Raw genomic sequence first — 23,964 nt, forward strand, 5'->3', positions numbered from 1 at the left:
TTGGTCCTCGTCTTCGGCCGGCCACCGGTCAGGCGGAGGCCGGGCTCAGCGTGATGATCGTCTCGGTGGCCGTCTCCACGGCGGCGCGACCGTAGAGCATCGGCACATGGTCCCGGCGGCCCCAGACGGGGGCCAGGTCGGCGTAATGCGGGCTGCCCGGGTCCCCCGACTGGCCCGGCACGTTGATGAAGACCGATCGGTCCCAGTCGCCCACATCCACGACCATGCGGAACGAGGCGCCGTGGGTCAGCTGGAACGTGTCGGTCCGATACTCCGCGTGCATGACCGATGCCGCGGCGCCCCCGACGGCCAATGGGCCGACATCCCAGCCCGAATCCGGCCTCAGGGCCGAGAGCGGATGGGCGAACCGGGCGTGGTGCAGCCGGCCCCAGGACCAAGCTCCGGTATCCGGCCCCATCCGCGTGCGGCACTCCCGGAACGCAGCACCCAAAGTCTCCGCAAGGAGGCCGTCGCGGGTGGCCGGATCAACGACGTCCGCCAGCCGCTCGATCAGGCTCTGGGTATCGCCGGGCGGCAGCAGGCGCCGGGTCCGGGCGTCCGGCACCAGGGCCTCGAGCAGGGCCGGGCGCAGGTGGCGGACCCAGAAGACTTCGATCAGGGCAGCGGCGGCCGAGTTCTCGTGCAGCGCCCCGTCGAACGGGGCCAGCAGGGCGATGGCCGCATCGAGATCCGGATCCGTCACCGCCGGCAGCGCCCGTACGAGCCCGGCGAGACGCAGGGCCGGCTCGGAGATGTCGTCGCCCTGAAGCGCCCGGGAATCGGCCAGGCTGTGTCGGCTCTGGCCGTCGAGCACCACCTGGATGCGCCGCGCGCGCCAGGGTTCGGCCCATTCGAAACCGACCTTGCGGGTCTCAGCGGGAAAGTCCGCGGGCAAATTCATCTCGTTGGCGGTGGCGAGGTAGCCCTCCGGCGGGTCGATGCGGTGGGGCAGGGCGCCGGGATCGTGGAACCCGGCCCAGTCGTAGCGGCCGTCGCCCGGCACCGGCAGAAGCCCGTCATGAACCGGCCGCACGGGCGCCTTGCCGGCCATGAACCACGCGATCCGGCCGGTCACGTCGGCGTAGAGCTGGTTGACCGAGGGGGCCGACCAGTGGCGCAGAGCCTGTCCGAACGCCTCCGGGCTCGTGGCGCCGAGATAGGCGAGGCTGCCGAGATACGCGGCAGCGCCCGGCTCGGACCAGACGGTGCGCAGCGCGAAAGCCCGCCCGCCCGTCTCGCGGATCACCGGGCCGTGCCGGGTGAAGCCGAGCATCACGGTCTCGTCCGGCCCGCCGCGCACCGGGATGGTTTCAGTGACGCGCTCGATCGGCGCCCAGTCGCCTTCGTAGCGATACCGATCCGGATCCCCGGGATCGGTCTCGCACACGAAAAGATCCTCCTGATCCATCGGCGCGATGGTCAGGCTGAAGGCGGCGTGGCCGTTATGGCCGATGGAGATGCCCGGCAGGGCCGGCTCGCCTGCGCCGATCACGTCGAGGCCCGGGGCGGTGAGGTGGACCGCGTAGCGCAGCGACGGCTGCAGATAGATCCGGTGCGGGTCGCTCGCCAGGATCGGACGGCCGGTCTCGGTACGGGAGGGTCCCACCACCCAGTTGTTCGAGCCCTCGACCGGTTCCGTCGGGGCGGCGCGCGGCCCCCGCGTGACCGCGCCGTGGGCGTCGACCTTGGTCCAGTCCCAGGCCTCGTCGCGCCGGGCCGCCATCCGCTCGGGGGTGAACCCGACCGGGGCGATGGCGAGCCGGAAATCGTCCAGGAGATCATCGGGCCAATTCGCGGCGTCGAGGCCGTCCGGGACCGACGGATCGTGCGGTGGGCTGATGCGCTTGCGCAGGTCGTCTGTCAAAAACCCGGCCTCGCGGGTCTCGGCCCGGGCCAGCACCCGGGCGCGGGCAACCTCGGATAGGACGTTGCGCACCAGTCCGTGGCTGCGGATCCGGACCACGTCCTCGGGCAACCACCGGGCTGGGCGCGTGTCCGTCAAGCTGAATTCCGGCGGGCGCAAGTCCGGCCGCGTCTCGGTCAGCTCGACGAAGGCATTGATCCCGTCGACGAAGGCGGTGACGATCGCTTGCGTATCCTGCGGCCCGTAGGCGGCCCATTCGGCGGCCATGTCGCCGCGATACAGGAACAACCGCGCGGCCCGGTCCTGGGCGAGGTAGCCCGGCCCGAAATCCGCCGCCAGCAGGCCGAGGCCGCGCTTGCGCCACAGGTCGAGCTGCCAGAGCCGATCCCGGGCGGCGTTGAAGCCCTGGACCCGGAAGGCGTCCAGCGGCGTCGCGGCCCGGATATGCGCCAGGCCCCAGCGATCGATTCGGATCTCAGCCGGGCCTTCGAGCCCGGGCAGCGCGTAGGCGGCTCCGCTCACAGGGCGACTTCGATGAGGTGTGGGCCGGGCGTATCCAGCCCGTGCCGGAACGCCGCGATGAAGTCCTCCAGCGTCTCGACCCGCCGGCCCTCCACTCCGAAGCCGCGGGCGAGGCTGACCCAATCCACCGCCGGGTTGTCGAGGCTCAGCATGCCGAGCGCCTTCGGGCCGGGATTGTGCGCGCCGACATTGGCGAGTTCGGCCCGCAGGATCGCGTAGGACCGGTTCGACCAAATGAGCGTCACCACGTCGAGGCGCTCGCGGGCCTGGGTCCAGAGGGCCTGGGCGGTGTAGAGCCCGCTGCCGTCGGCCTGGAGGTTGATCACCTTGCGGCCCGGGCAGGCGATGGCCGCCCCGGTGGCCATCGGGATGCCGAGGCCGATCGAGCCGCCGCTGAGCTGCAGCCAGGCATGCGGCGCCGCATCCCGGGTCAGGGCGAAGAAGTTGCGGCCGGTGGTGATCGACTCGTCGCAGATCACCGCGCCCTCCGGGATCAGCGCCCCGAGCACCTGACCGATCGCATCCTGGTCCAGCGCGCCCGAGCGGAGCAGGCTCGGCCGCGGCTTCACGGCGATTGGCTCGGCCGGCGGCGCGGCGACCGCCTCCGCGAGCCGCTCCAGCGCGTCGATCTGATCCTCCTCGGGGGTGGCGAGGGTGAGGGTCGCGCAGCCTTCGGGGGCGAGCAGGCTGGGCTTGCCGGGATAGGCGAAGAAGCCGACCGGCTGGGTCGCGCCGATCAGGATGATGTGGCGGAAGCCCTTCAGGGCCTCGATCGCCTGGTCGATCGGGTAGGGCAGGCGCTCGATCGGCACCGTGCCGGCGCCCCGGTCGATCCGGGCGTTGGAGGTCATGGCCATCAGCGTCGCGCCGGTCTTGCGGGCGATCCGGTCGGCGATCACCCGGCCCTCGCCCTGCACCGCCCGGTCGCCGAGATGGAGCAGCACCGGCTCGCCGCTGGCGAGCGCCGCCACGGCGGCCGCGATGGCCGAATCCGCGGCTCGCGCCCGCTCGGGGATCGGCGGCACCGGGGCGATGCCCGTGCCCGGGTCCCAGGCGGTGTTGGCCGGCAGGATCAGGGTCGCGACCTGCCCCGGCGCGGTGCGGGCGGCCGCGATGGCGGCGGCGCCGTCGGCACCGATCTCGGCGGCGCTCAGGCCGGTATGCACCCACGACGACATCGGGCGAGCCAGCCCCTCGATGTCCGAGGTCAGCGGCGCGTTGTACTCCCGGTGGTAGGTGGCGTGCTCGCCGACGATGTTGACGACGGGCGTGCGCGCCTTCTTGGCGTTGTGCAGGTTGGCCAGCCCGTTGGCGAGGCCCGGCCCGAGATGCAGCAGGGTCGAGGCCGGCTTGTCGGCCATGCGGGCATAGCCGTCCGCCGCGCCGGTCGCCCCGCCCTCGAACAGGAACAGCACGCAGCGCATCCCCTCGACCCGGTCGAGGGCGGCCACGAAATGCATCTCGGACGTGCCGGGATTGGTGAAGCAGACCTCGACCCCGCCGTCGACCGGGGTCCGGACGAGGCTCTCGGCCCCGTTCATCGTGGTTGGCGTCCCATCGGTCACGGGCGGCTCCCTCTCGATCCGGCCCAGACGGCCGGCGAATCGCATTCTTTATTATCGTGGCGCAGCCCGTGACGAGCGCAAGGGCCGAAACGCGCCGCGGCCCGGTCATCGAGCGCCTGGGCTATCGCACGATCTGGCGCGAGTTTTGCCGTTGGCATCCCGCAACCTCGACGAACGGGATCCGATGAAACTTCGCCGCCTGCTTGCCGCTGCCGTCGCCGGCTCCTTCGTCGTGGCTGCCCCGGCCAACGCCGAGAGCGTGCTGCGGATCGCCATGACCGCTTCCGACATCCCCACCGCCACGGGGATGCCCAACAACGGCTTCGAGGGCATGCGCTTCCTCGGCTACCCGATATTCGAGGGGCTGGTGCAGTGGGACCTCAAGAGCACGGCCAAGCTCGCCGGCATCATCCCGGCCCTGGCTGAGCGCTGGGAGCAGGATCAAACCGACAAGACGATCTGGACCTTCCACCTCCGCCGGGGCGTCAGCTTCCATGACGGCACCCCGTTCAACGCCGACGCGGTGATCTGGAACCTCGACCGCTACTTCAAGAACGACAGCCCGCAATTCGAGCCGCAGGGGGCCGGCATCTCCCGGGCCCGGGCGCCCCTGGTCGGGAGCTACAAGAAGATCGACGATGCCACCGTGCAGATCACGACCACGCAGGTCGCGTCGTACTTCCCCGACATGGTGGTCTACCTGCTGTTCACTTCGCCCCAATCCTTTGAGAAGGCGGGCCGCGACTGGGCCAAGGTCGCGGCGCTGCCGGCGGCCGGCACCGGCCCGTTCAAGATCACCCGAGTGGCCCCGCGGGAATCGGTCGATCTGGCCAAGTTCGACGGCTACTGGGATCCGAACCGGATGGCGAAGGTCGACAAGGTCCGGCTGATGCCGATCCCCGAGGCGAATGCGCGGGTCGCGGCCCTGCGGTCGGGGCAGGTCGACTGGATCGAGGTGCCGGCGCCCGACGCGATCCCGTCCCTGAAGCAAGCGGGCTTCGCCATCACCACGGGCTCCTACCCGCATGTCTGGCCCTACATCTTCAACATCGGCGCCAAGGACAGCCCGCTGAAGGACGTGCGCGTCCGACAGGCGCTGAACTACTGCGTCGACCGCGCCGGCATCGTCGAGCTGCTCAACGGCACGGCCGAGCCGGCCTCGGGCTGGCTCAACGACAAAGACCCGAATTTCGGCAGCCCGAAGAACCGTTACGGTTTCGACGCCGCTAAGGGCAAGGCGCTGCTGGCCGAGGCTGGCTACTCCGAGAAGAAACCCCTCAGCCTCAAGGTGATGATCTCGTCCTCGGGCTCGGGCCAGATGCTGCCGATGCCGATGAACGAGTACTTGCAGGAAAACCTCAAGCAGGCCTGCAACGTCGAGCTCAGCTTCAACGTGGTCGAGTGGCAGGTGCTGCTGAATTCCAGCCGGGCGCTGCCGGACGCGCAGAGCCTCCAGGGCTCGATGGCGCTCAACGTCTCCTCACCCTCGTCCGACCCGAGCGTGATGGCGCGCTACTTCGCCGGCGACCGGTTCCCGCCCGGCGGCTTCAACTTCCCGAACTGGAAGGACGACGCGTTCGATGCCGCCCTCAAGGCGCTGGCCGAGACCGACGACACGAAGGTGATCGACGCGCAGACGGCGCTCGCCCACGAGCGGCTGGTGGACAACCCGCCGTGGCTGTTCATCGTGCACGACCTCAACCCGCGCGGGATGTCGAAGAAGATCCACGGCTTCGTCTCCCCGCAATCCTGGTTCGTCGATCTCACCCTCGTCAGCGTGCAGTGATCCCGATGGCTGATTTTGATCTCGTCGACGCGTCCGCGGCCGAACTCGCCCGGGCGATCGGATCGAAGACGCTCTCCCCGGTGGATGCGGTCGACGCGCTGCTCGGCCGGGTCGCGCAGCTGGAGCCGAAGCTCCAGGCCTTCACGGAGGTGTTCGCGGTCGATGCGCGTCTGGCGGCCGAGGGCGCCGACCGGGCGATCCGCGCCGGCCACGCGGTCGGGCCGCTCCACGGCGTCCCGGTGGTGCTGAAGGACCTGATCGACCTGGAAGGCCGGATCACCATGGGCGGCTCGGCCGCCCACCGGGCGCGCCGGGCCGAGCGCACCGCGACCATCGCCCGGCGACTGATCGCGCAGGGGATGATCGTGCTGGGCAAGACCCACACGGTGGAGTTCGCCTATGGCGGCTGGGGTACCAACCAGCATCTCGGCACCCCCTTGAACCCCTGGGATCTGGAGACGCCGCGCACGCCGGGCGGGTCGAGCAGCGGCACCGGGGTCGCGGTCGCGGCCCGGATGGCGCCCTGGGGCATCGGCACCGATACCGGCGGCTCGGTGCGCCTGCCCGCCTCCTTCTGCGGGCTGACCGGCCTGAAGGTCACGGTCGGGCGCGTCTCGACCTGGGGGATCGTGCCGCTCTCGACGACGCTGGACACGCCCGGCCCGCTGGCGCGCAGGGTCGAAGATGCCGCGCTCCTCTACGAGGCGATCTCCGGCCCCGACCCGCTCGATCCCACCACCCGGGGGATCGCCCCGGACGCGCCCTGGTCGACCCTGAACCGCGGCGTGCGCGGCCTGCGCCTTGGGCGGATGCCGGAAGTCGAGCGGGAGGGTGTCGCCGCCGACATGCTGGCGGCCTACGATGCGGCCCTTGATCTCCTGGCCCAGCTGGGGGCCGAGATCGTCGACGTCGCCCTGCCGTTCCGGTTCAGCGACTGCGTGGCGATGAGCGGAATCACCAACGCCGAGGCCTATTTCGTCAACGGCGCCCTCGCCGAGGACCCGGCCTCGCAGCTCGGCGACGCCGTGCGGGCCCGGATCCTGGCCGGCGCGACAGTCTCGGCCCAGGAGTATCTCGGTACGCTTCAGCGCCGCGCCGCCATGAAGGTCGCCTATGCCGCCGCCCTGGAGGGGATCGACGCCCTGCTGACGCCGACCACCGAATGCGCTGCCGTCGCACTGTCCGAGGTCGACGAGGCGCATCTGCCCTCGCGCTTCACCCGCTTCGGCAACCTCCTCGACCTCTGCGCCCTGGCGCTGCCCAACGGGTTCACATCCGCCGGGCTGCCGCTGTCGCTGCAAATCACCTGCCGGGGCTACGACGAGGCGATGGCCCTGCGGATCGGCCAGGCCTACCAGCAGGCGACCGACTGGCATCGACGCCGCCCGCCGGTCTGACGCGTCGGGGGTTCAACCAGCCGCGTATTCGAGCTGCGGCTCGAGCACGCGGTCGCTGTCCGCATGCATCGTGACCGGGATCATCTTGGCCGCCGGCGTCTTGCTGCCGGTGGCGTAGTGCCAGATCGGCATCAGGACATTGCATTCCGGATAATAGCCACCGATGCAGCCGATCGGGATGTCGTAGGCGACGACCAGCAGCCCGGAGAGCCGGCGGTCGATGCCGTCATGCGCGAAGGTCTTGAGCGTGACCGCCTGCCCGACCTTCAGCCCCAGCCGGTCGATATCCGACCGGTTCATCAGCACCACCTTACGGGTGTTGTTGATGCCGCGGAACCGGTCGTCGTAGCCGTAGACGGTCGTGTTGAACTGGTCGTTGCTGCGCAGGGTCATCAGGCGCAGCACGTCGTGCCCGATCGCCGGCATGTCGGCATCCTCGTCCAGCGCGTTCGGCGTGACGAAGTTGGCGCGGCCGGTATCGGTGCACCACTCGCGCCGCTTCACCGGCATGTCGCGCTGGAACCCGCCCGGCTCCCACATGCGCCGCTCGTAGTCCCAGAACGACTCCGGCAGCGTCTCGCCGATCTCCTTACGGATCTCGGCATAATCCTGCATGTAGTCGTCCCACCGCACCCGGGGGTTGGGTTCGAGCACCGCCCGGGCGAGTTCGCAGATCAGCCGGATCTCGCTGATCAGGTGCGGCGAGGCGGGTTTGCGCAGGCCGCGATTGCCGTGCACGCAGGCCGAGGTGTCCTCCATCGAGAGCACCTGCGCGCCGGCCTTGGTCTCGTCGATCTCCAGGCGCCCGAGCACCGGCAGGATGTAGCTGATCTCCCCCGGCAGCAGGGCGCTGCGGTTAAGCTTGGTGATGACGTTGACGGTCAGGCGGATCCGGCGCCAGGCCGGCTCCATCTGGCCGTGATCGGGGATCGCCCGGACGAAGTTGCCGCCCAGCATGATGAAGGCGCGGACCTCGTCCTTGAGGACCGCCTGGCAGGCCTCGACCGTGTTGTAGCCGGCCTCGCGCGGCGGCTCGAAACCGAACTGCGCGCCCAGCCGGTCCAGCGGGAACAGCTCGGGCTTCTCGGTGATCCCGACCGTGCGCTGCCCCTGGACGTTGGAATGGCCCCGGACCGGGCAGATGCCGGCGCCGCCGCGGCCCATATTGCCGCGCATCAGCAGCAGGTTGACCAGCATCTGGACGGTCTCGACGCCGGCCTGGTGCTGGGTGAGCCCCATGCCGTAGACGGCGATCACGGCCTTCGAGACGCTGTAGACCTTGGCGGTGGATTCCATGTCGGCCCGGTGCAGGCCCGAGCGCCGCTCGAGTTCGTCCCACTCCCGGGTCTCGAGCCAGGCAAGGAACTTGTCGAAGCCGTGGGTGTGCTCCTGGATGAAAGCCTCATCCAGCACCGGCTCACCGCCCTCGGCGAGCGACGCGTCGTGGAGGGCCAGCACCGCCTTGCAGATCCCGGCCAAAGCCGCGAGGTCGCCGCCCGCCTTGACCTGATGGTACTGCGAGCTGATCCGCGTCGCCTTGCGGCTCAGCATCTCGGCGGGGGATTGCGGGTTCAGGAAGCGTTCGAGCCCGCGCTCGCGCAGGGGATTGTAGGTGATGATCGGAACGCCGCGCTGGCTCGCCTCCTGCAGCGGGTGCAGCATGCGCGGGGAATTGCTGCCCGGGTTCTGGCCGAAGAACAGCAGGCAGTCGGCCTTGCCGAAATCGTCCAGCGCCACCGTGCCGATGCCCTGGCCGATGCTGGCCGGCAGCGCCACCGAGGTGGTCTCGTGGCACATGTTGGAGGAATCGGGCAGGTTGTTGTTGCCGTAGAGCCGGGCCAACAGCCCGTAGAGGTAGCTCCCCTCGTTCGAGAGGCGGCCGGAGCTGTAGAACACCGTGCCCTTCTTGCGGTCCTCCACGGCGCGCAGCTCGCGGGAGATCTCCTCGACCGCATGGCCCCAGGAGACCGGCACGTATTTGTCGCTCGCCGCGTCGTAGCGCAGCGGATGGGTCAGCCGGCCGGGCTGCTCGAGGTGGTAATCGTCCCAGTCCAGAAGCTCGGTAACCGTGTGCTTGGCGAAGAAGTCCGGCGTGCAGCGATGCGCGGTCAGCTCCCAGGCCACTGCCTTGACCCCGTTCTCGCAGAACTCGAAGGGCAGGGGGCTCGCCGGCTTCACCCAGGCGCAGCTGTTGCACTGGTAACCATCGACTTTGTTGTGACGTGTCAGTGCGATCGGAACGCTCGCCAGCACGCCCTCACGCCGCAGGATGTTGCCGACGGAGAGGGCTGATCCCCAACCGCCGGAGGGTAGACGGTACGGCTTGAAGGTGGGCTTTTCCAACGGGCGAACTCCGGGCCTGTAAGGCTGGGAAACACCTGCCGCCCACCGGTGTTTCCTAAAAGAGTTTCCGCATCCGGAAATTTATGTGCTGCTAACATACATCATTGATAGAGGTTAATATGGTCATCGGCCGCGATTACATGCTGAAAAAACCGTCCGGCCCGTCAGTGTCGAAGCATTTTCTTCACACGCAGCTTGTGCCGCGTGCCGTCAATATTTCCGGAGCGCTGGAAGTGGCGTTGAGCCGCGCCTCGGCACGGACCGGCATTCGCCCGGCCGTCATCCTCGCCGGCATCGCGGCTGCGGCGGTGATGACGGTGTTCCGGCTCCGGCAAAGCCACGCCGGAGCGGTCGAACGGAGGATGTGAGGTGGTCGCCGGGGGTTCGGTTCGGCGCCAACGCGACTTTGCGACGGAAGCGTTGCGCGACGCGGGTTGATCGGTCGGATTTCTGCCTTCGCCTACGAGCCGCGAGTCACGGCGCCGGAGCTTGTCCTGCCACCACCACGCCGAGCGTATCGAGCAGCGAGGAGCGCGCCCGGCTGACCCGGCTCTTCACCGTACCGACCTGGCAGCCAAGCTTGTTCGCCGCTTCCTCGTAGGTGTGGCCCTCCGCACCGACCAGCAGCAGCGCCTGCCGCTGCGCGGCGGGCAAGGTCCCGAGCTGCTTCCAAACGACCTTTAGGGTGCTGGCATCCTCCTGGTCGGACAGGCTGGTCATCTGGCCGGCATGGGCGCCGTCCACATCCTCGACCTCGCGCCGGTTCTTGCGCAGCTCCGAGTAGAACTGGTTGCGCAGGATCGTGAACAGCCAGGCGGTGAAGTTCGTCCCGGGCCGGAACCGTGCCTGGTTGGCCCAGGCCTTCACGAAGGTTTCCTGCACGAGATCGTCGGCCCGGCTCACGTCGCCTACGAGCGACAGCGCGAAGGTCCGGAGGGACGGAAGCGCCGTGATGATATCGCTGCGGAAATCGAACGCCACGACTTGGCCGTACGCCGCCACGGCGGCCTCGAAGCGTGCGACGAGGCCGGCAAGCGGGGCCGGAAGCGGCTCTTGCTCGACAACCTGAAAATAGTCCCGGATCGGCAGAGCGAGGTGCTGGCCGATGATCGCGGCGTAGCCGGTCGCGCCGGCGCGCTCTGCTCCGTCCGACCCCGGCGCGTTATCATCAGTCATGCGCGTATCCTGGTCCCGATCGCCGAGTATACTGGAATTGGTCTAACGTCGGTAGCGCCCCAAGTCTGAACCGATGCCAAACACGCCCGTGAAAAATCGGAGGATTGCGCCATCCGCGGCGATCATGATTGATACATCGCAACGACAGTGGCCGGGGGCGAGGCAGCGGTGCAGAATGCCGATCGCCAGGAGGACGGATGAGCCACGACCACGCGCACTCGCATGACCACCCGCACGGCAGCGACCTCTCGCCCGTCGAGGCACGAGTCCGCGCCCTCGAATCCCTGCTGACCGAGAAGGGCTATATCGATCCGGCAGCCCTCGACACCCTCGTAGACCTCTACGAGAACAAGGTCGGGCCGCATGCCGGCGCCCGGGTGGTGGCGCGGGCCTGGGTCGATCCGGCTTACCGAGTCCGGCTCCTGTCCGACGCCACGCGGGCGATCGCCGAGCTCGGTATCGGCGGGCGGGGCGGGGAGCACATGGTGGTGGTGGCCAATACCCCCGAGACCCACAACCTTGTCGTGTGCACGCTCTGCTCCTGCTATCCCTGGCCGGTGCTCGGCCTGCCGCCGATCTGGTACAAGGCGCCACCCTATCGTGCCCGGGCGGTGATCGACCCGCGCGGCGTGCTGGCCGAGTTCGGGGTATCGATTCCCGAATCCACCCGGATCACGGTCTGGGATTCCACGGCCGAGACCCGCTACATGGTCCTGCCGATGCGCCCCGCGAACACCGAAGGGTTCTCCGAGGAGGCCCTGGCCGCCCTCGTCACGCGCGACGCGATGATCGGCACGGGCCTGCCGGATTCCATGCCGCCGACCGCGCCCGAGATGCCGCTATGAATGGCGCCCAGGACCTCGGCGGCGCGCACGGCTTCGGGCCGGTGGTGCCCGAGCCGAATGAGCCGGTGTTCCATGCCGAATGGGAGCGTCGGGTCTTCGCGATGGCGATGGCCATGGGCTACACCGGCGCCTGGAACCTCGACGGCAGTCGTGCCACCCGGGAATCACTGCCGCCCGCCCAGTATCTCGGGTCTAGCTACTACGAAATCTGGCTGGCTGCCCTGGAGAAGCAGGTCGCCGCCACGGGTCTCGCGACGCCCGACGAACTCGCCGCAGGCCACGCTCTCGAGCCGTCCAAGCCAGTGATGCGGGTCCTGGCGCATGACGGTCTGGAGGCACGCTTCAGGGCCGGCTTCCCGAGCAGTCGCGAACCGGCCGCTGCGGCCCGCTTCGCGGTTGGCGATCCCGTCATCGCCAGGAATGTCCACCCGACCGGGCATACCCGACTGCCACGCTACGTCCGTGGGCGGCGGGGCCGGGTCGAGCGCGTTGATGGCACCTTCGTCTTTCCGGACACCAACGCCTACGGGGCGGGCGAGAACCCGACTTGGTTGTACACCGTCAGCTTCACGGCTCAGGAATTATGGGGCCCCAGCGGCGATCCGGGCGGGACCGTCACGGTGGCGGCCTTCGAACCCTATCTGGAGCCGGCGTGAGCACTCCATCACCCAAAGCCTTCGCGGCGCCCTGGGAGGCGCAGGTCTTCGCCCTCGTGGTGGCCCTGCAGGAGGCCGAGTTGTTCACCTGGTCCGAGTGGGCCGAGGCGCTCGGCCGGGAGATCCGGCCGGATGACGGGCCTGAGCGGGCGGCGGATTACGGCGCGTGGCTCGCGACGCTGGAGAAGATCCTCACCGAGCGTGGGGTTACGGCCACCGAAAGCGTCGCCACGCGAACCGACGCGTTTCTCCGCGCCGCGGCTGCGACGCCGCACGGCCAACCGATCCGCCTGGAAAACGATCCGCTCTACCGGGCCTGAACCCGGAGGCTGTCGAGCGGTACCGGGGCGGCGTGCGGGCGACCGCTCAGCAATTGTTCGAGCAGCGCCAGGACCTCGGGCCGGCCGCAATTGCGGGTGGGCTCGAACGGTGTCCAGGTCTGGGTAAAGTCGAGGCGCTCGAACACATCGCGGTAGCGGCGCAACTCGCTCGGGGTGAGTGGCACGCCGCGTACGAAGGCCTTGTGCGCCGAGATCGTGGTGGCCCGGCGCGGATCGGCCGGATCCAGTTCGAACTTCAATGCGTCGCCGCAGAAACAGATCTTTCGCCCTCGGTCGTACAGAACGGCATGACCGTCGAAATGCCCTGCGGTGCGGTGCAGCTCCAGGCCCGGCAGGGGTTCCAGGAAATCGTCGTAGGGCCAGCTCACTTGAAGCGCGGCGCTCCAGGTGAAGTCGGCGGCCGGCAAGCAGAGCTCCGGGTCGAACCGGTCCTGAAGTTGCGTCAACGCCCCGTAGGCGTGCGGGTGCGAGGACGAGAGGACCTGCATGCCGCCGAGCGCCGCGATCTGGTCGAGGGCGGCCTCGCTGAAGACCGGGCAGCCCTCGAAGCCCATATTGCCGTGCTCGGTCCGGATCAGATAGGCGGAGGGCCCGATGCCGGAGACCGGCTCGTTCCAGAACCGCCAGACGCCGGGTTCCAGCTCCTGCCAGTGGCACGGGAAGGCGTCCTGCGCCTCCCGGGTCGTGCGGAAGCGCCAGCCGTCCTGCGGGACCACGTGACGGGCGTCAAGGCACATCGGGCAGGACGGGGGCGCCTCGAAATGGCGCTGCCAGAACCCGCAATTGTCGCAGGTATAGGCCGGCAGCTTCAGGGCGCCCGCGAAGGGTAGATAGCCGGGCATCGTCTCGGATCCCTTTGTCTTGGATCTCTTTCGGGGAATGGTCCCCGAGGCTCCCAAAGGGCTCAGCCCCTTCGCAGAGTTCGGGGCAGAGCCCCTGAGACCTGCAGGACTTCTCTAGCGCATGCGATCGGGCAGCGCAGCGCGCCGCGGGCGGGTAGCCGCCACCGCAGCGGCGGCGAGCCCGAGAAGCGCGAGCCCGGCAAGGCCGCCGACCGCCACGTCGCGGGTCCGGCTGGTGACAAACTCGCCCCGTGTGGATTTCATCCGGTCGTTGAACCGCCCATCGATGCCGACCTCGCCGGGCACTGGATCGTACAGGTTGCCCTGCATCTCGGGGATGGTCGTGTCGGACAGCTGGGCCGACCACATCGAGGCCGCCTTACGGTCGGCCAGCGCGGGGGCGAGCGCCTGCGCGGCGGCCATCATCATCGACGAACGCCCGACCCAGACCTCCCGGCGCGGATGCTCGACGGCGTAGACGATCGCCTCGGCGCAGAGACGCGGATCGAAGACCGGGTCCGGGGCATACTGGCGATGGCCGGTGTGGTTGCGCGCCCAGTTGAATTGCGGCGTGTTCACCGCCGGCAGATAGACCACGCTGAGGCTGACGGCGACGTTGTCGTGGAGCAGCTCGCAGCGCAGGGCGTCGGTGAAGCCGGAGACGGCGAACTTGGCCGCGCAATAGGGCGCCTGGAGCGGCGCCGCCCGGATCGCCAGGCCGGAGGAGACCTGGATGATCGCACCGCGATTGCGCCGCTTCATGTAGCGGAGCGCCGCCAGGGTGCCGTAGACCTGGCTGAGATAGGTGGTCTCGGTGACCCGCCGGTACTCGTCCGGGGTGATCTGGTCGGCCGGGCTCACCACGGTCGACATGGCGTTGTTCACCCAGGCGCGGATCGGGCCGAGCGCGGCCTCGATCCGGGCGGCGGCGGCGTCTACGGCCTGAGGATCGGCGACGTCGGCGGCGATCGCCAGGACCGGCTGGCCGTAAGCGGCGAGCGCCCGCTCGGCCGCGGCGAGCCGTCCGGGATCGCGGGCCACCACAGCGACAGACCAGCCGCCGGCGGCGAAGCGGTGCGCGGTCGCGAGCCCGATTCCGGCGGTCCCTCCGGTAACGACTGCAACCCGTGCCATCCTGGCCTCACGCGAACGGTTAAGAATCGCTGCGGCAACGGGTGTGGCCGCCTCCGGTTGCGCCGCACCACCGTGCCGCAACGTCACGGCCGCCGCTCATTTTGGAACCGTTGCGCAACGACCAACGACGAACGCTGTTGATTCTGCGTAGTCGCGCGCCACCCAAACGCGGCCGGCCTCAAGGATCGCAGCCATGCGCTCTGGACGACGGTTCTCCCTGCCGATCGATCCCTGGCCGCAAGCCTCGCTGGGCGAGCGGATGTCGGTCGGCCTGGTTCTGACCCTGCTACTTGTCGTGCCGCTCTGCGCGGCCAGCGCGGTGATGGTCGTGAGCGCGGCGATCGGGGCCTACATCACCTGGTCGTACGATCTCGGCGCGTCCTTGCGGGACGCCCTCGAGCGCCGGATCGGCCGGATGGCCGGCGCGCACGGACGCACGTTCCGGAAGGTCTGAGGGGCGGCTCGCGTCCAAGCCGGACCGGCAAGCAACTGTTGAAATCGTTCGCTGAACCGTCACAGCGAGCGCAGCGAAGCAACCCAGGGTGACGCGCGATCCCCGAACCGTGGCGCGTCACTGGATTGCTTCGCTGCGCTCGCAATGACGCTGTCGTTCGAATGCAGGCTGAACCGGTGTATGGCGACCCCGCAGCCGCCGCCTGACGCAAGGCCGATTTGACCTCGAAGCATCGGCTGGGCCAGTCAGGTTCGGAACCGAGAGATCGCCATGTTCCGTTCCCTGATGAGTGCCCGGCGCTTCGCGCCACTGTTCTGGTGCCAGTTCTTCTCGGCGTTCAACGACAATTTCCTGAAGAACGCTCTGGCCTTCCTGATCCTGTTCGGGATCGGCGGGCAGGCGGATGCGCATGCGGGCGTGCTCGTCACCCTGGCGAGCGCGGTGTTCATCGGGCCGTTCTTCATCCTGTCGGGCCTGGGCGGCCAATGGGCCGACCGGTACGACAAGGCGCTGATGGCTCGGCGGCTCAAATTCGCAGAGATCTTCGCCGCCGGGACCGCGGTGCTCGGTTTCCTGCTGCATTCGGTGCCGGTGCTGTTCGTGGCGCTCGGCCTGTTCGGGACGATCGCGGCCCTGTTCGGCCCGATCAAGTATGGGATCCTGCCGGACCACCTGCGCCGCGAGGAACTGCCGGCCGGCAACGCGCTGGTCGAGGCCGCGACCTTCCTGGCGATCCTGCTGGGCACGATCGCGGCGGGCGCGGCCTCGGCGATGGGCGGCTCCGGTTTGGTGTTCGGCGCGCTGGTGATGGGCTTCGCGGTTTTGTGCTGGCTCTCGGCCCGGATGATCCCACCCACCGGGGAGGGAGCGCCGGACCTGAAGGTCGACCGCAACGTCGCGCGCTCCACCGCCTCCCTGCTGCGCGACCTCTGGGCCGACACACGGCTGTGGCGCGGCTCCCTGACGGTGAGCTGGTTCTGGCTTGTCGGCGTCGTCGTCCTCTCGCTTCTGCCAGTTCTGGTGCGCGACGCCTTCAACGGCACCGAGACCGTGATCACCCTGCTGCTCGCGCTATTCTCCATCGGCATCGCCGTGGGTTCGGGACTGGCCTCGTGGCTCGCCAGCGGCCGGATCGTGCTGCTGCCGACGCCGGTCGGGGCGGTGCTGATGGGTCTCTTCGGCCTCGACCTCGCCTGGACGATCGGACATCTGCCGCCGCCACCCGCTGAAGCGATCGGCCCGCTCGCATTCCTGCAGACCGCAGAGGGCCTGCGCACCGCCATCGGCTTCCTCGGCCTCGCCGTCTCGGGCGGACTCTATATCGTCCCGTCCTTTGCGGCCGTGCAAGCCTGGACCGACAAGGCGATGCGCGCCCGCATCATCGGCGCGGTCAACGTCGTGACCGCGGCCTTCATGGTCGCCGGCACCCTGGCGCTGGCGGCCCTGCAGGGCGCCGGCCTGTCGATCGCCAGCCTCCTCGCCCTGGTGGGGGTGCTGAACCTGATCGTCGGCGCCGTCGTGTTCGCGACCCTGCCGACCAGCCCGTTCCGGGACGCGCTCTCGATCCTGTTCCGGGCCTTCTACCGCTTGGAGGTCCGCGGGCTCGACAACGTCGCGGCGGCCGGGCCGAACTGCATCCTGGCGCTCAACCACGTCTCGTTCCTCGACGCGCCGCTGGCCCTGTCGCTGCTCGACCAGGAGCCGGTCTTCGCAGTCGACAGCGGCATCGCCCAGCGCTGGTGGGTGCGGCCGTTCCTGCGGGTCACCAAGGCGATGCCGCTCGACCCGACCCGTCCGCTCGCGACGCGGACGCTGATCAACGCGGTCAAGAGCGGCGAGACGCTGATCATCTTCCCCGAGGGCCGGCTCACCGTCACGGGCAGCCTGATGAAGGTCTATGACGGCGCCGGGCTCATCGCCGACAAGTCGGGCGCCATGGTGGTGCCCGTGAAGATCGACGGGCTGGAGCGCACCGCCTTCTCGCGCCTGTCCCGCGGGCAGGTCCGCCGCCGCTGGTGGCCCAAGGTGACCGTGACGGTGCTGCCGCCGGTGCGGCTGAGGGTGGACGACACCCTGCGGGGCAAGGCCCGGCGCCGCGCCGCCGGCGCGGCCCTCTACGGCATCATGTCGGACCTGCTGTTCCGCACCGCCGACACGAACCGCGGCCTGATGGCGGCGCTGATCGATGCCGGCGACCGCCACGGCTGGCGCCGCACCGCGCTCGAGGACCCGGTCACCGGTCGCATGAGCTACAGCCGGCTGGTGCTCGGCGCGAACGTGCTCGGCCGCAAGCTGATGCCGCTTGTGCCGGAGGGCGGCCGGATCGGTGTGATGCTGCCCAACGCCAACGGCGCGGCCGTGACCCTGTTCGCCCTCGCCTCGGCGGGCCGGGTGCCGGCGATGATCAACTTCTCCGCCGGGGCGGCCAACGTGCTTTCGGCGTGCCGGGCGGCGCAGGTCGACAGGATCCTGACTTCCCGGGCCTTCATCGAGAAGGGACGGCTCGGCACCCTGATCGAGGCCATCAAGGGATCGGTGGAGCTGGTCTACCTGGAGGACGTGCGCGCCACCGTCACGACGCCGGACAAGATCCGCGCCCTGCTGGCCGGGCGCAAACCCCTGGTGAAGCGCAAAGGTGAGGATCCGGCCGCGGTGCTGTTCACCTCGGGCAGCGAGGGCACGCCCAAGGGCGTGGTGCTCGCCAACCGCTGCATGCTCGCCAACGTGGCCCAGGTGGCGGCCCGGATCGATTTCGGCCCGACCGACAAGGTGTTCAACGTCCTGCCGGTCTTCCACGCCTTCGGGCTGACCGCCGGCCTGGTCCTGCCCTTGGTCTCGGGGGTGCCGGTCTATCTCTACCCGTCGCCGCTGCACTACCGGATCGTCCCGGAGCTGATCTACGGCTCAAACAGCACGGTCCTGTTCGGCACCGACACGTTCCTCACCGGCTATGCCCGGGCCGCGCATTCCTACGACCTGCGCTCGCTCCGCTACGTGGTGGCCGGCGCCGAAGCCGTGAAGGAATCCACCCGCAAGACCTGGGGCGAGAAATTCGGGCTGCGGATCCTCGAGGGCTACGGCGTGACCGAGTGCGGGCCCGTGGTGGCCCTGAACACGCCGATGTTCAACCGCTTCGGTACGGTCGGCCGGATCCTGCCCGGCATTGAGACCCGCCTGGAGCCGGTACCCGGGATCGCAGAGGGCGGACGCCTCTCCCTCCGGGGACCGAACATCATGCTGGGCTATCTGCGGGCGGAGAAGCCCGGCGTGCTGGAGCCGCCGCCGGACGGCTGGCACGACACCGGCGACATCGTGGCGATCGACGCCATGGACTTCGTCACGATCAAGGGCCGGGCCAAGCGCTTCGCCAAGATCGCCGGCGAAATGGTGTCGCTGGCCGGCATCGAAGCGCTCGCAGCCGAACTCTGGCCGAACCATCCGAGCGCGGTGGCGGCCGTGCCGGATGTGCGCAAGGGCGAGCGGCTGGTGCTGTTCACCCAGGAGACGGGCGCGACGCGCGCCGCCTACCAGAGTTTCGCCAAGGAGCGCGGCGCCTCGGACGTGGCGATCCCCGCCGAGGTGGTGGTGCTGGACGCGATCCCGATGCTCGGCAGCGGCAAGGTCGATCAGGTCTCCGTCGTCAAACTCGCGCTGGAGCGCGCTCGGGAATCGGCCGCCGCCTGAGCGGCCGTCTTGTCCGCCCGACCCGCGTCCCCCAAACAGGGGATGCGGGCGCCGGCGCGATCGCATGGTATCGGGAATACAGTCATGATTCGATCAATCCTCAGTGATTGAGATTCGTCGACTGGATTTCGCGATTCGTGCACGTGTCGACGAGGAGTTGAACATGCTCAAAGGCAGGCGATTTCCGATCTGGCTGACCCGGCGGGCCTATTTCAAGCGGATCGAGCGCTGGGCAAAACCCGTCAAGACCCGCAAGCCCGCGCCGCAGAACCTCGAAGCCGAGCCCGCAATTCTATCCTCCAACGTCGTCCCTTTCCCGATCCGGCTGGGGCCGGTGAGCCGGCCGACCTTCCCGGGCATGCGCGGCGTCGGCATCGGCTGAGCCGAAACCCCGGGACTTGCCGGCGCCGGCAGATCGGTGAATCTGTGGTCCCCGGGAGACTCCGGACCAGGAGGATGCGTGCCGGACCACAGGGTTGATCCGAGCGCCGCAGCATCGTCCCGGTGCCGCCAGCACCGCGTCACTGGGGTGAGCCTCGGGATCGCGGCGCTCGTGCTGGGGCTCCTGGCCGGCGGTGCCGGGATGCTCTGGCCCTACGCCGCGGCTTTGCCACCCCTCGACCTCGCGGCGGCCTCGGCGCGCTCGACCGTGGTGCTCGACCGGTCCGACACGCTGCTGCGCCCCTTCGCCACCGCGGACGGCCGATGGCGCCTGCCGGTCACCGCCGCGACCGTCGATCCACGCTACCGGGCGATGCTGCTCGCCTACGAGGACCGTCGCTTCGGATCCCATCCGGGCGTCGACCCGGTGGCGATTCTGCGCGCCGCCGGGCAATGGCTGGCCCATGGGCGGATCCTCTCCGGCGGCTCGACCCTGTCGATGCAGGTCGCCCGCCTGGTCGAGCCGCGCCACGGGCGCTCGCTGGAGGCCAAGCTCCGCCAGATCGTGCGGGCGCTGGCGCTGGAGCGCCAGCTCGGCAAGGCGGCGCTCCTCGATCTCTACCTGGCGCTCGCCCCCTATGGCGGCCCGCTCGAAGGCGTGCGGGCAGCGAGCCTTTCCTATTTCGGGCGGGAGCCGGCGCATCTCACGGCGGGGCAGGCGGCTCTGATGGTCGCCCTGCCGCAATCCCCAGAGACCCGCCGGCCGGACCGGTTCCCCGGCCGCGCCCGGGCCGCCCGCGACCGGGTGCTCGACCTGACGGCGCGCCGGGGCGTCCTCACCCCGGCGGAGGCCGCGGCCGCCAAGGCGGAGCCGGTGCCGACCGAACGCAAGCCGTTCCCGATGCTCGCCGCCCACGCCGCCGAGGAGGCGGTGGCAGCCGGGCCCGGGGCGCCGGTGATCCGCTTGTCCATCGACGGCCGCCTCCAGGCGCAGCTGGAGGCCCTGGCGGCCGAGCGCGCCGCCGTGGCGGGACCGGCCCTGTCGGCCGCGATCCTGGTGCTCGACAACCGCGACGGCCGGGTCCTCGCCCATGTCGGCAGCGCCGGCTACCTCGACCCGACCCGGCGCGGGGCGATCGACATGACCCTGGCGGTCCGCTCGCCGGGCTCGGCCCTGAAACCCTTCGTCTACGCCCTGGCCTTCGAGAGCGGCCTCGCCCATCCCGAGACGCTGCTGGAGGACCGCCCGGCGCGGTTCTCAGCGAGCTACGCGCCGGAGAATTTCGACTTGACCTTCCAGGGGACGGTCACCGCAAGGCGCGCCCTGCAACTCTCGCTCAACGTGCCCGCGGTAGCGCTGATGGAGGCGGTGGGGCCGGCGCGCTTCATCGCCCGGCTGCGGGCGGCAGGCGCCGCCATCCAGCTCCCCCGCGAGGCGGCGCCGGGCCTGCCGGTGGCCCTGGGCGGCCTCGGCATCACCCTGACCGACCTCGCCCGGCTCTATGCGGGGCTCGCCCGGGGCGGGACGGTCCCGGACATCCTGCGCCGGGCTGGGGATTCCACCGCGACCGGCCCAGAGCACCGGATCAGCGAGCCGGTGGCGGCCTGGTACATCGCCGATATCCTTCGCGGAACGCCGCCGCCCGAGAACGCGCTGCCGAACCGCATCGCCTACAAGACCGGGACCTCCTTCGGCTACCGTGACGCTTGGGCGGCGGGGTTCGACCGGCGCGTCACGATGGTGGCCTGGATCGGGCGTCCCGACGGCGCACCGGTGCCCGGCCTCGTCGGCCGCATGGCCGCCGCCCCGATCCTGTTCGATGCCTTCGCGCGGCTCGGCACCGAGCCCGAGCCGATTCCGCAGCCCGCCAACGTACTGAGCGCAGCCGCATCGCTTAGTCTGCCGCCGCCGCTGCGCCGCCTGCAGCGCGACGGCGTGGACATGCAGGGCCCGGCGCTCAAGATCGCCTATCCCCCGGACGGGGCCCGGATCGATCTCGGCCTCGCGGGCGAGCACGCGGAGGAGCGCGAGCCCGCAGGCCCCGGTCTCGCCCTCAAGGCGCTCGGCGGGGTGCCGCCGCTGACCTGGCTGGTCGACGGCCAGCCGGTGGCGCAGACGGCGCGGCGCCGGGCCGAGTGGGTCCCGGACGGAGCCGGATTCGTCCGGATCTCGGTTCTCGATGCAACGGGGGCGAGCGACAGCGTCTCCATCCGGCTGGAGTGACGTCGCGGATTAGAGATTTCGCGACGAACATGCCTGGGTGCGTCATTCTGCAGCCACCAATACGCTCGCGTGGCCCAATCTTTCTATTCGGATTCATCGGTCGTCAACGAATACCGGTCTAAAGCTCACCGGTGAGGTCGGTGATGGCTTGGAAGGTCGGCGCCGCGATCGCGGTGCTTCTCGGATTGGTCGGTGTAACGGCGGGACTCGGAAGCGGTGGCGATCCGCGCCGAGCCAGCTGGCGTGAGACCTATCGGCCGCCCGCCGAGATCCCGTTCCCCAGTGAGAACCCCTATTCCGCCGCCAAGGCCGAGTTGGGCCGGCGGCTATTCTTCGATCCGATCTTGTCCGGCGACGGCACCCGCGCCTGCGCAACCTGCCACATCCCAGATCTCGCCTGGGGCGACGGGCGTGCGCGCGCTGCGACCCGGATGCAGGGTGACATGGACCTGCGCACGCCGACCCTCATCAACGTCGCCTGGCAGGATGGCCCACTCGGGTGGGACGGGAAGTTCCGGACCCTCGAAACCGTCGCCGCCATGCCGATGACGTCGCCTGCCAACATGAATCTGCCGATGGCGGATGCGCTCGCCCGGCTCTCCGCCGATGCGAGCTACGCGGCCGCCTTCGCCACCGCCTTCAAAGATCCGGCCATCACCCGTGACCGGCTCGAGGCGGCGCTCGACGCGGTCGAGCGTCTGATCGTCGCCGGAACGACCCCGTTCGATCGCTGGATCGCCGGCGACGAGGCCGCCATCGCCGAGCCGGCCAAACGCGGGTTCGACCTGTTCAACGGCCGCGCCGACTGCGCCAGCTGCCATTCCGGCTGGTCGTTTACCGACAACTCGTTCCACGATATCGGCGTGGGCACCGGCACCGATATCGGCCGCGGCCGCCTCATGCCGACCTCGGTCGCCCTGCGCTACGCCTTTAAGACGCCGACGCTCCGGGAGATCGGCAAGCGCGGCCCCTACATGCATGACGGCTCGGTCGCGACCCTGGCGGCCGTCATCGACCTCTACGACCGCGGCGGGATCGACCGTCCGAGCCGCTCCCGGTCGATCAAGCCGCTCCATCTCAGCGCAGCTGAGCGGGCGGACCTGCTGGCGTTCCTGTCGACCCGGTCGACCGGGACGGGTCCCGACCTGACGACGGCCTCATTCCCGACGGCGGTTCCGGCGCCGTAAGAAGAATCGGATCGTCACCGCGTCAGCGCCGGCTGGGGCACGCTGGCCCCCCGACGCTCGCCCGTCTGCAGGGCGGCGGCGATGCGAGCCTCGCTGATCGCGTATTGGTGGGACAGACTCGCGAGGCTGAGGATGATCCACACGCTCCCGAGCACGCTGGCCACCACGACTCCGAGCAAGACGTAGACCGTCCGGGTGTTGCGCCGCACTTCCACCGACAGGTCGTGGACGAGTTCCCGGTTGCTCTGAGAGAGCGAGTCCCGAGCCGCAACCAGCTCGTTGTGCATCTCGCTGATGACGTGGGTCGCGTTGTACAGCAGCAGCAGGTGGACGACGAAATCGTCGTCCGTGGTGGTGTTGAGAGCGGCCGCGACGCGCACGGCAAGCTGCCGCTCCCAAGGCAGGAGCTCCCGGCCGTGAACCGTCCGGTAGAACCGCTCGAGGTTGTTCACGGACGGAAGGCCTCGCGCCAGGCCGTGTGGAAGTTGCGCCGCAGGCGCCGGCCCTCGACGCGCAGGCGCATCGGCGCGGTGGTCGCCAGTTCCAACCACGTCGTATGCTGGATCCGCAGCGCCTCGATCAAGCGCTCGCCGATCCGCTCGATCTCGGTGGCGCGGAAGTTCGGCTGCGCCCGCAGCTGCCGCACCACGTCGGAGGCTTCCAGATAGTCAAAGTTGGTCGCCTGAGCGGTGTTCTTGGCCAGGATCGCCCGGTCGCATTCGAGCAGCAGCGGCCGCAATTCCCGGAGCACGTCCAGGGCGGTCGGATCGACGGCGCCCGCGGCCACGACCACGCAGAGGCGGATCTTATCCTCGCGGCAGCTTTCGACGATGATCTCGGTGCTGCGCCGGGTCGTCTCGGTGTCGCCAGCTGGGAAATCGACCACCACGAAGCGCTCGGCGGCGTCGGACACGCGCTCGATCAGGTCCTGGACGAGGGTCGGGTCGACGCGGCCGGTGGAATCCTCCGCGCGCAGGCGCTGCCGGAAGCAGGACACGCCCGGACGGCGCGGCACGAAGTTCTTGCTGCCCGGCTCGGTCTCGCGCATCAGCGCCGTGTGGAAGTGGCGGTTGGCCGGGTCGGTGTCGACCGCCAGAACCGGGCCGACCTCGGCGGCGAGATCGGCGATCTGCAGGGCGATGGTCGTCTTGCCGACGCCACCCTTGCCGCCGAGGCACAGGATCAGGACCTTCGCATTGCCCGGCCCGAGGAGATCCTGCTGGATCTCCTGGATCTCGGAGGGGCTGTACCAGACCGAAGCCTTGAGCTGCGTGGTATCGGTCATCGATGGGTCTCCTTGGCTTGAAAGGCGCAGGGCGGCATCCGCGCGTGCGGTGCTGCAGCGCGCGGGCAGGGTCCTGCAGGGGTTTCAGGGTTGATCAGATCGATCCGCGGGGATCCGGCCCGGCGAGGGTGTCCGCAGGCCGACGACGCGGTTGGGCACAAGAGGGCAGGGGAACTTCAAGCAGCCGGTCCGATCGCGCGCGACGTGTCGAGGCTGCCAGCCGGCTTTATCCGAGCCCCGCTATGCGCAAGCGGGCCGATCCCGGACCGACGGGTGGC

Annotated in this window: 19 protein-coding genes; 11 read left to right on the forward strand and 8 right to left on the reverse strand. The window is 69.7% G+C overall.

Annotated features, from left to right (window positions below; translation table 11 throughout):
- Nucleotides 1–28: 28 nt before the first annotated feature.
- Nucleotides 29–2,386: a penicillin acylase family protein gene (locus tag AO398_RS05825; protein WP_058191084.1), complete on the reverse strand. Its 2,358-nt coding sequence runs from the start codon at nucleotides 2,384–2,386 to the stop codon at nucleotides 29–31.
- On the reverse strand, nucleotides 2,383–3,927 hold the full coding sequence (locus AO398_RS05830; protein WP_058191139.1) for an acetolactate synthase large subunit: 1,545 nt from the start codon (nucleotides 3,925–3,927) through the stop codon (nucleotides 2,383–2,385). Before AO398_RS05830 ends, AO398_RS05825 begins: the two co-directional genes overlap by 4 nt.
- A 208-nt stretch (nucleotides 3,928–4,135) precedes the next feature.
- On the opposite strand from AO398_RS05830, the gene AO398_RS05835 reads away from it, so the two are divergent.
- A complete protein-coding gene (locus tag AO398_RS05835; protein WP_058191140.1) occupies nucleotides 4,136–5,737 on the forward strand; it encodes an ABC transporter substrate-binding protein in 1,602 nt (533 codons plus the stop codon).
- Nucleotides 5,738–5,742: 5 nt separating this feature from the next.
- Nucleotides 5,743–7,134, forward strand: coding sequence for an amidase (locus AO398_RS05840; RefSeq protein WP_058191141.1), 1,392 nt, complete (start codon nucleotides 5,743–5,745; stop codon nucleotides 7,132–7,134).
- A 12-nt stretch (nucleotides 7,135–7,146) separates the two neighbouring features.
- Here the strand turns inward: AO398_RS05840 and AO398_RS05845 are convergent, their stop codons facing one another.
- Entirely contained in the window at nucleotides 7,147–9,477 is a 2,331-nt protein-coding gene (locus AO398_RS05845; RefSeq protein ID WP_058191085.1) for an FdhF/YdeP family oxidoreductase, read from the reverse strand.
- 119 nt (nucleotides 9,478–9,596) lie between these two features.
- Here AO398_RS05845 and AO398_RS05850 point away from each other — a divergent pair, with 119 nt between their 5' ends.
- Nucleotides 9,597–9,845: a hypothetical protein gene (locus tag AO398_RS05850; RefSeq protein ID WP_058191086.1), complete on the forward strand. Its 249-nt coding sequence runs from the start codon at nucleotides 9,597–9,599 to the stop codon at nucleotides 9,843–9,845.
- Between the two features lie 106 nt (nucleotides 9,846–9,951).
- On the opposite strand, the gene AO398_RS05855 is transcribed toward AO398_RS05850, so the two are convergent.
- Nucleotides 9,952–10,653, reverse strand: coding sequence for a sigma-70 family RNA polymerase sigma factor (locus tag AO398_RS05855; protein WP_058191087.1), 702 nt, complete (start codon nucleotides 10,651–10,653; stop codon nucleotides 9,952–9,954).
- A gap of 197 nt (nucleotides 10,654–10,850) precedes the next feature.
- Between AO398_RS05855 and nthA the strand changes: the two genes are divergently transcribed.
- Genes nthA through AO398_RS05870 form a run of 3 tightly spaced genes read left to right on the forward strand, consistent with a single transcriptional unit; the run spans nucleotide 10,851 to nucleotide 12,474 of the window.
- A complete protein-coding gene (gene nthA, locus AO398_RS05860) occupies nucleotides 10,851–11,498 on the forward strand; it encodes a nitrile hydratase subunit alpha (RefSeq protein WP_058191088.1) in 648 nt (215 codons plus the stop codon).
- Nucleotides 11,495–12,154, forward strand: a complete 660-nt coding sequence (gene nthB / locus AO398_RS05865) for a nitrile hydratase subunit beta (protein ID WP_058191089.1) — start codon at nucleotides 11,495–11,497, stop codon at nucleotides 12,152–12,154. The genes nthA and nthB overlap by 4 nt, the downstream gene beginning before the upstream one ends.
- Nucleotides 12,151–12,474, forward strand: coding sequence for a nitrile hydratase accessory protein (locus AO398_RS05870; RefSeq protein WP_058191090.1), 324 nt, complete (start codon nucleotides 12,151–12,153; stop codon nucleotides 12,472–12,474). Before nthB ends, AO398_RS05870 begins: the two co-directional genes overlap by 4 nt.
- Here AO398_RS05870 and AO398_RS05875 read toward each other — a convergent pair.
- Both AO398_RS05875 and AO398_RS05880 read right to left on the reverse strand, forming a co-directional pair.
- Nucleotides 12,462–13,337 (reverse strand): MBL fold metallo-hydrolase, encoded by an 876-nt coding sequence (locus AO398_RS05875; RefSeq protein ID WP_058191091.1) that lies wholly within the window; start codon nucleotides 13,335–13,337, stop codon nucleotides 12,462–12,464. The genes AO398_RS05870 and AO398_RS05875 overlap by 13 nt on opposite strands.
- A gap of 114 nt (nucleotides 13,338–13,451) precedes the next feature.
- The gene (locus AO398_RS05880) at nucleotides 13,452–14,471 is read right to left on the reverse strand and encodes an SDR family oxidoreductase (protein WP_058191092.1); all 1,020 of its coding nucleotides are present in this window, start codon (nucleotides 14,469–14,471) and stop codon (nucleotides 13,452–13,454) included.
- Nucleotides 14,472–14,664: 193 nt separating this feature from the next.
- Here AO398_RS05880 and AO398_RS05885 point away from each other — a divergent pair, with 193 nt between their 5' ends.
- From AO398_RS05885 to AO398_RS05905, 5 genes are all read left to right on the forward strand, one after another.
- A complete protein-coding gene (locus AO398_RS05885) occupies nucleotides 14,665–14,925 on the forward strand; it encodes a hypothetical protein (protein WP_058191093.1) in 261 nt (86 codons plus the stop codon).
- A 270-nt stretch (nucleotides 14,926–15,195) separates the two neighbouring features.
- The gene (locus tag AO398_RS05890; protein WP_058191094.1) at nucleotides 15,196–18,609 is read left to right on the forward strand and encodes an acyl-[ACP]--phospholipid O-acyltransferase; all 3,414 of its coding nucleotides are present in this window, start codon (nucleotides 15,196–15,198) and stop codon (nucleotides 18,607–18,609) included.
- 103 nt (nucleotides 18,610–18,712) lie between these two features.
- Entirely contained in the window at nucleotides 18,713–18,991 is a 279-nt protein-coding gene (locus tag AO398_RS05895; RefSeq protein ID WP_244498675.1) for a hypothetical protein, read from the forward strand.
- Between the two features lie 201 nt (nucleotides 18,992–19,192).
- Entirely contained in the window at nucleotides 19,193–21,214 is a 2,022-nt protein-coding gene (pbpC, locus tag AO398_RS05900) for a penicillin-binding protein 1C (protein WP_244498679.1), read from the forward strand.
- Between the two features lie 143 nt (nucleotides 21,215–21,357).
- Complete coding sequence (locus AO398_RS05905) at nucleotides 21,358–22,401, forward strand: cytochrome c peroxidase (protein WP_058191097.1); 1,044 nt, start codon at nucleotides 21,358–21,360, stop codon at nucleotides 22,399–22,401.
- A gap of 14 nt (nucleotides 22,402–22,415) precedes the next feature.
- On the opposite strand, the gene AO398_RS05910 is transcribed toward AO398_RS05905, so the two are convergent.
- Both AO398_RS05910 and AO398_RS05915 read right to left on the reverse strand, forming a co-directional pair.
- Nucleotides 22,416–22,853, reverse strand: coding sequence for a hypothetical protein (locus tag AO398_RS05910; protein WP_058191098.1), 438 nt, complete (start codon nucleotides 22,851–22,853; stop codon nucleotides 22,416–22,418).
- Nucleotides 22,850–23,686 carry an ArsA-related P-loop ATPase gene (locus AO398_RS05915; RefSeq protein WP_058191099.1) on the reverse strand — a complete coding sequence of 279 codons (837 nt, stop codon included), beginning with the start codon at nucleotides 23,684–23,686 and terminating at the stop codon, nucleotides 22,850–22,852. Before AO398_RS05915 ends, AO398_RS05910 begins: the two co-directional genes overlap by 4 nt.
- Between the last annotated feature and the right edge of the window lie 278 nt (nucleotides 23,687–23,964).

Source organism: Methylobacterium sp. GXS13, assembly GCF_001455965.1.
Classification (GTDB): domain Bacteria; phylum Pseudomonadota; class Alphaproteobacteria; order Rhizobiales; family Beijerinckiaceae; genus Methylobacterium.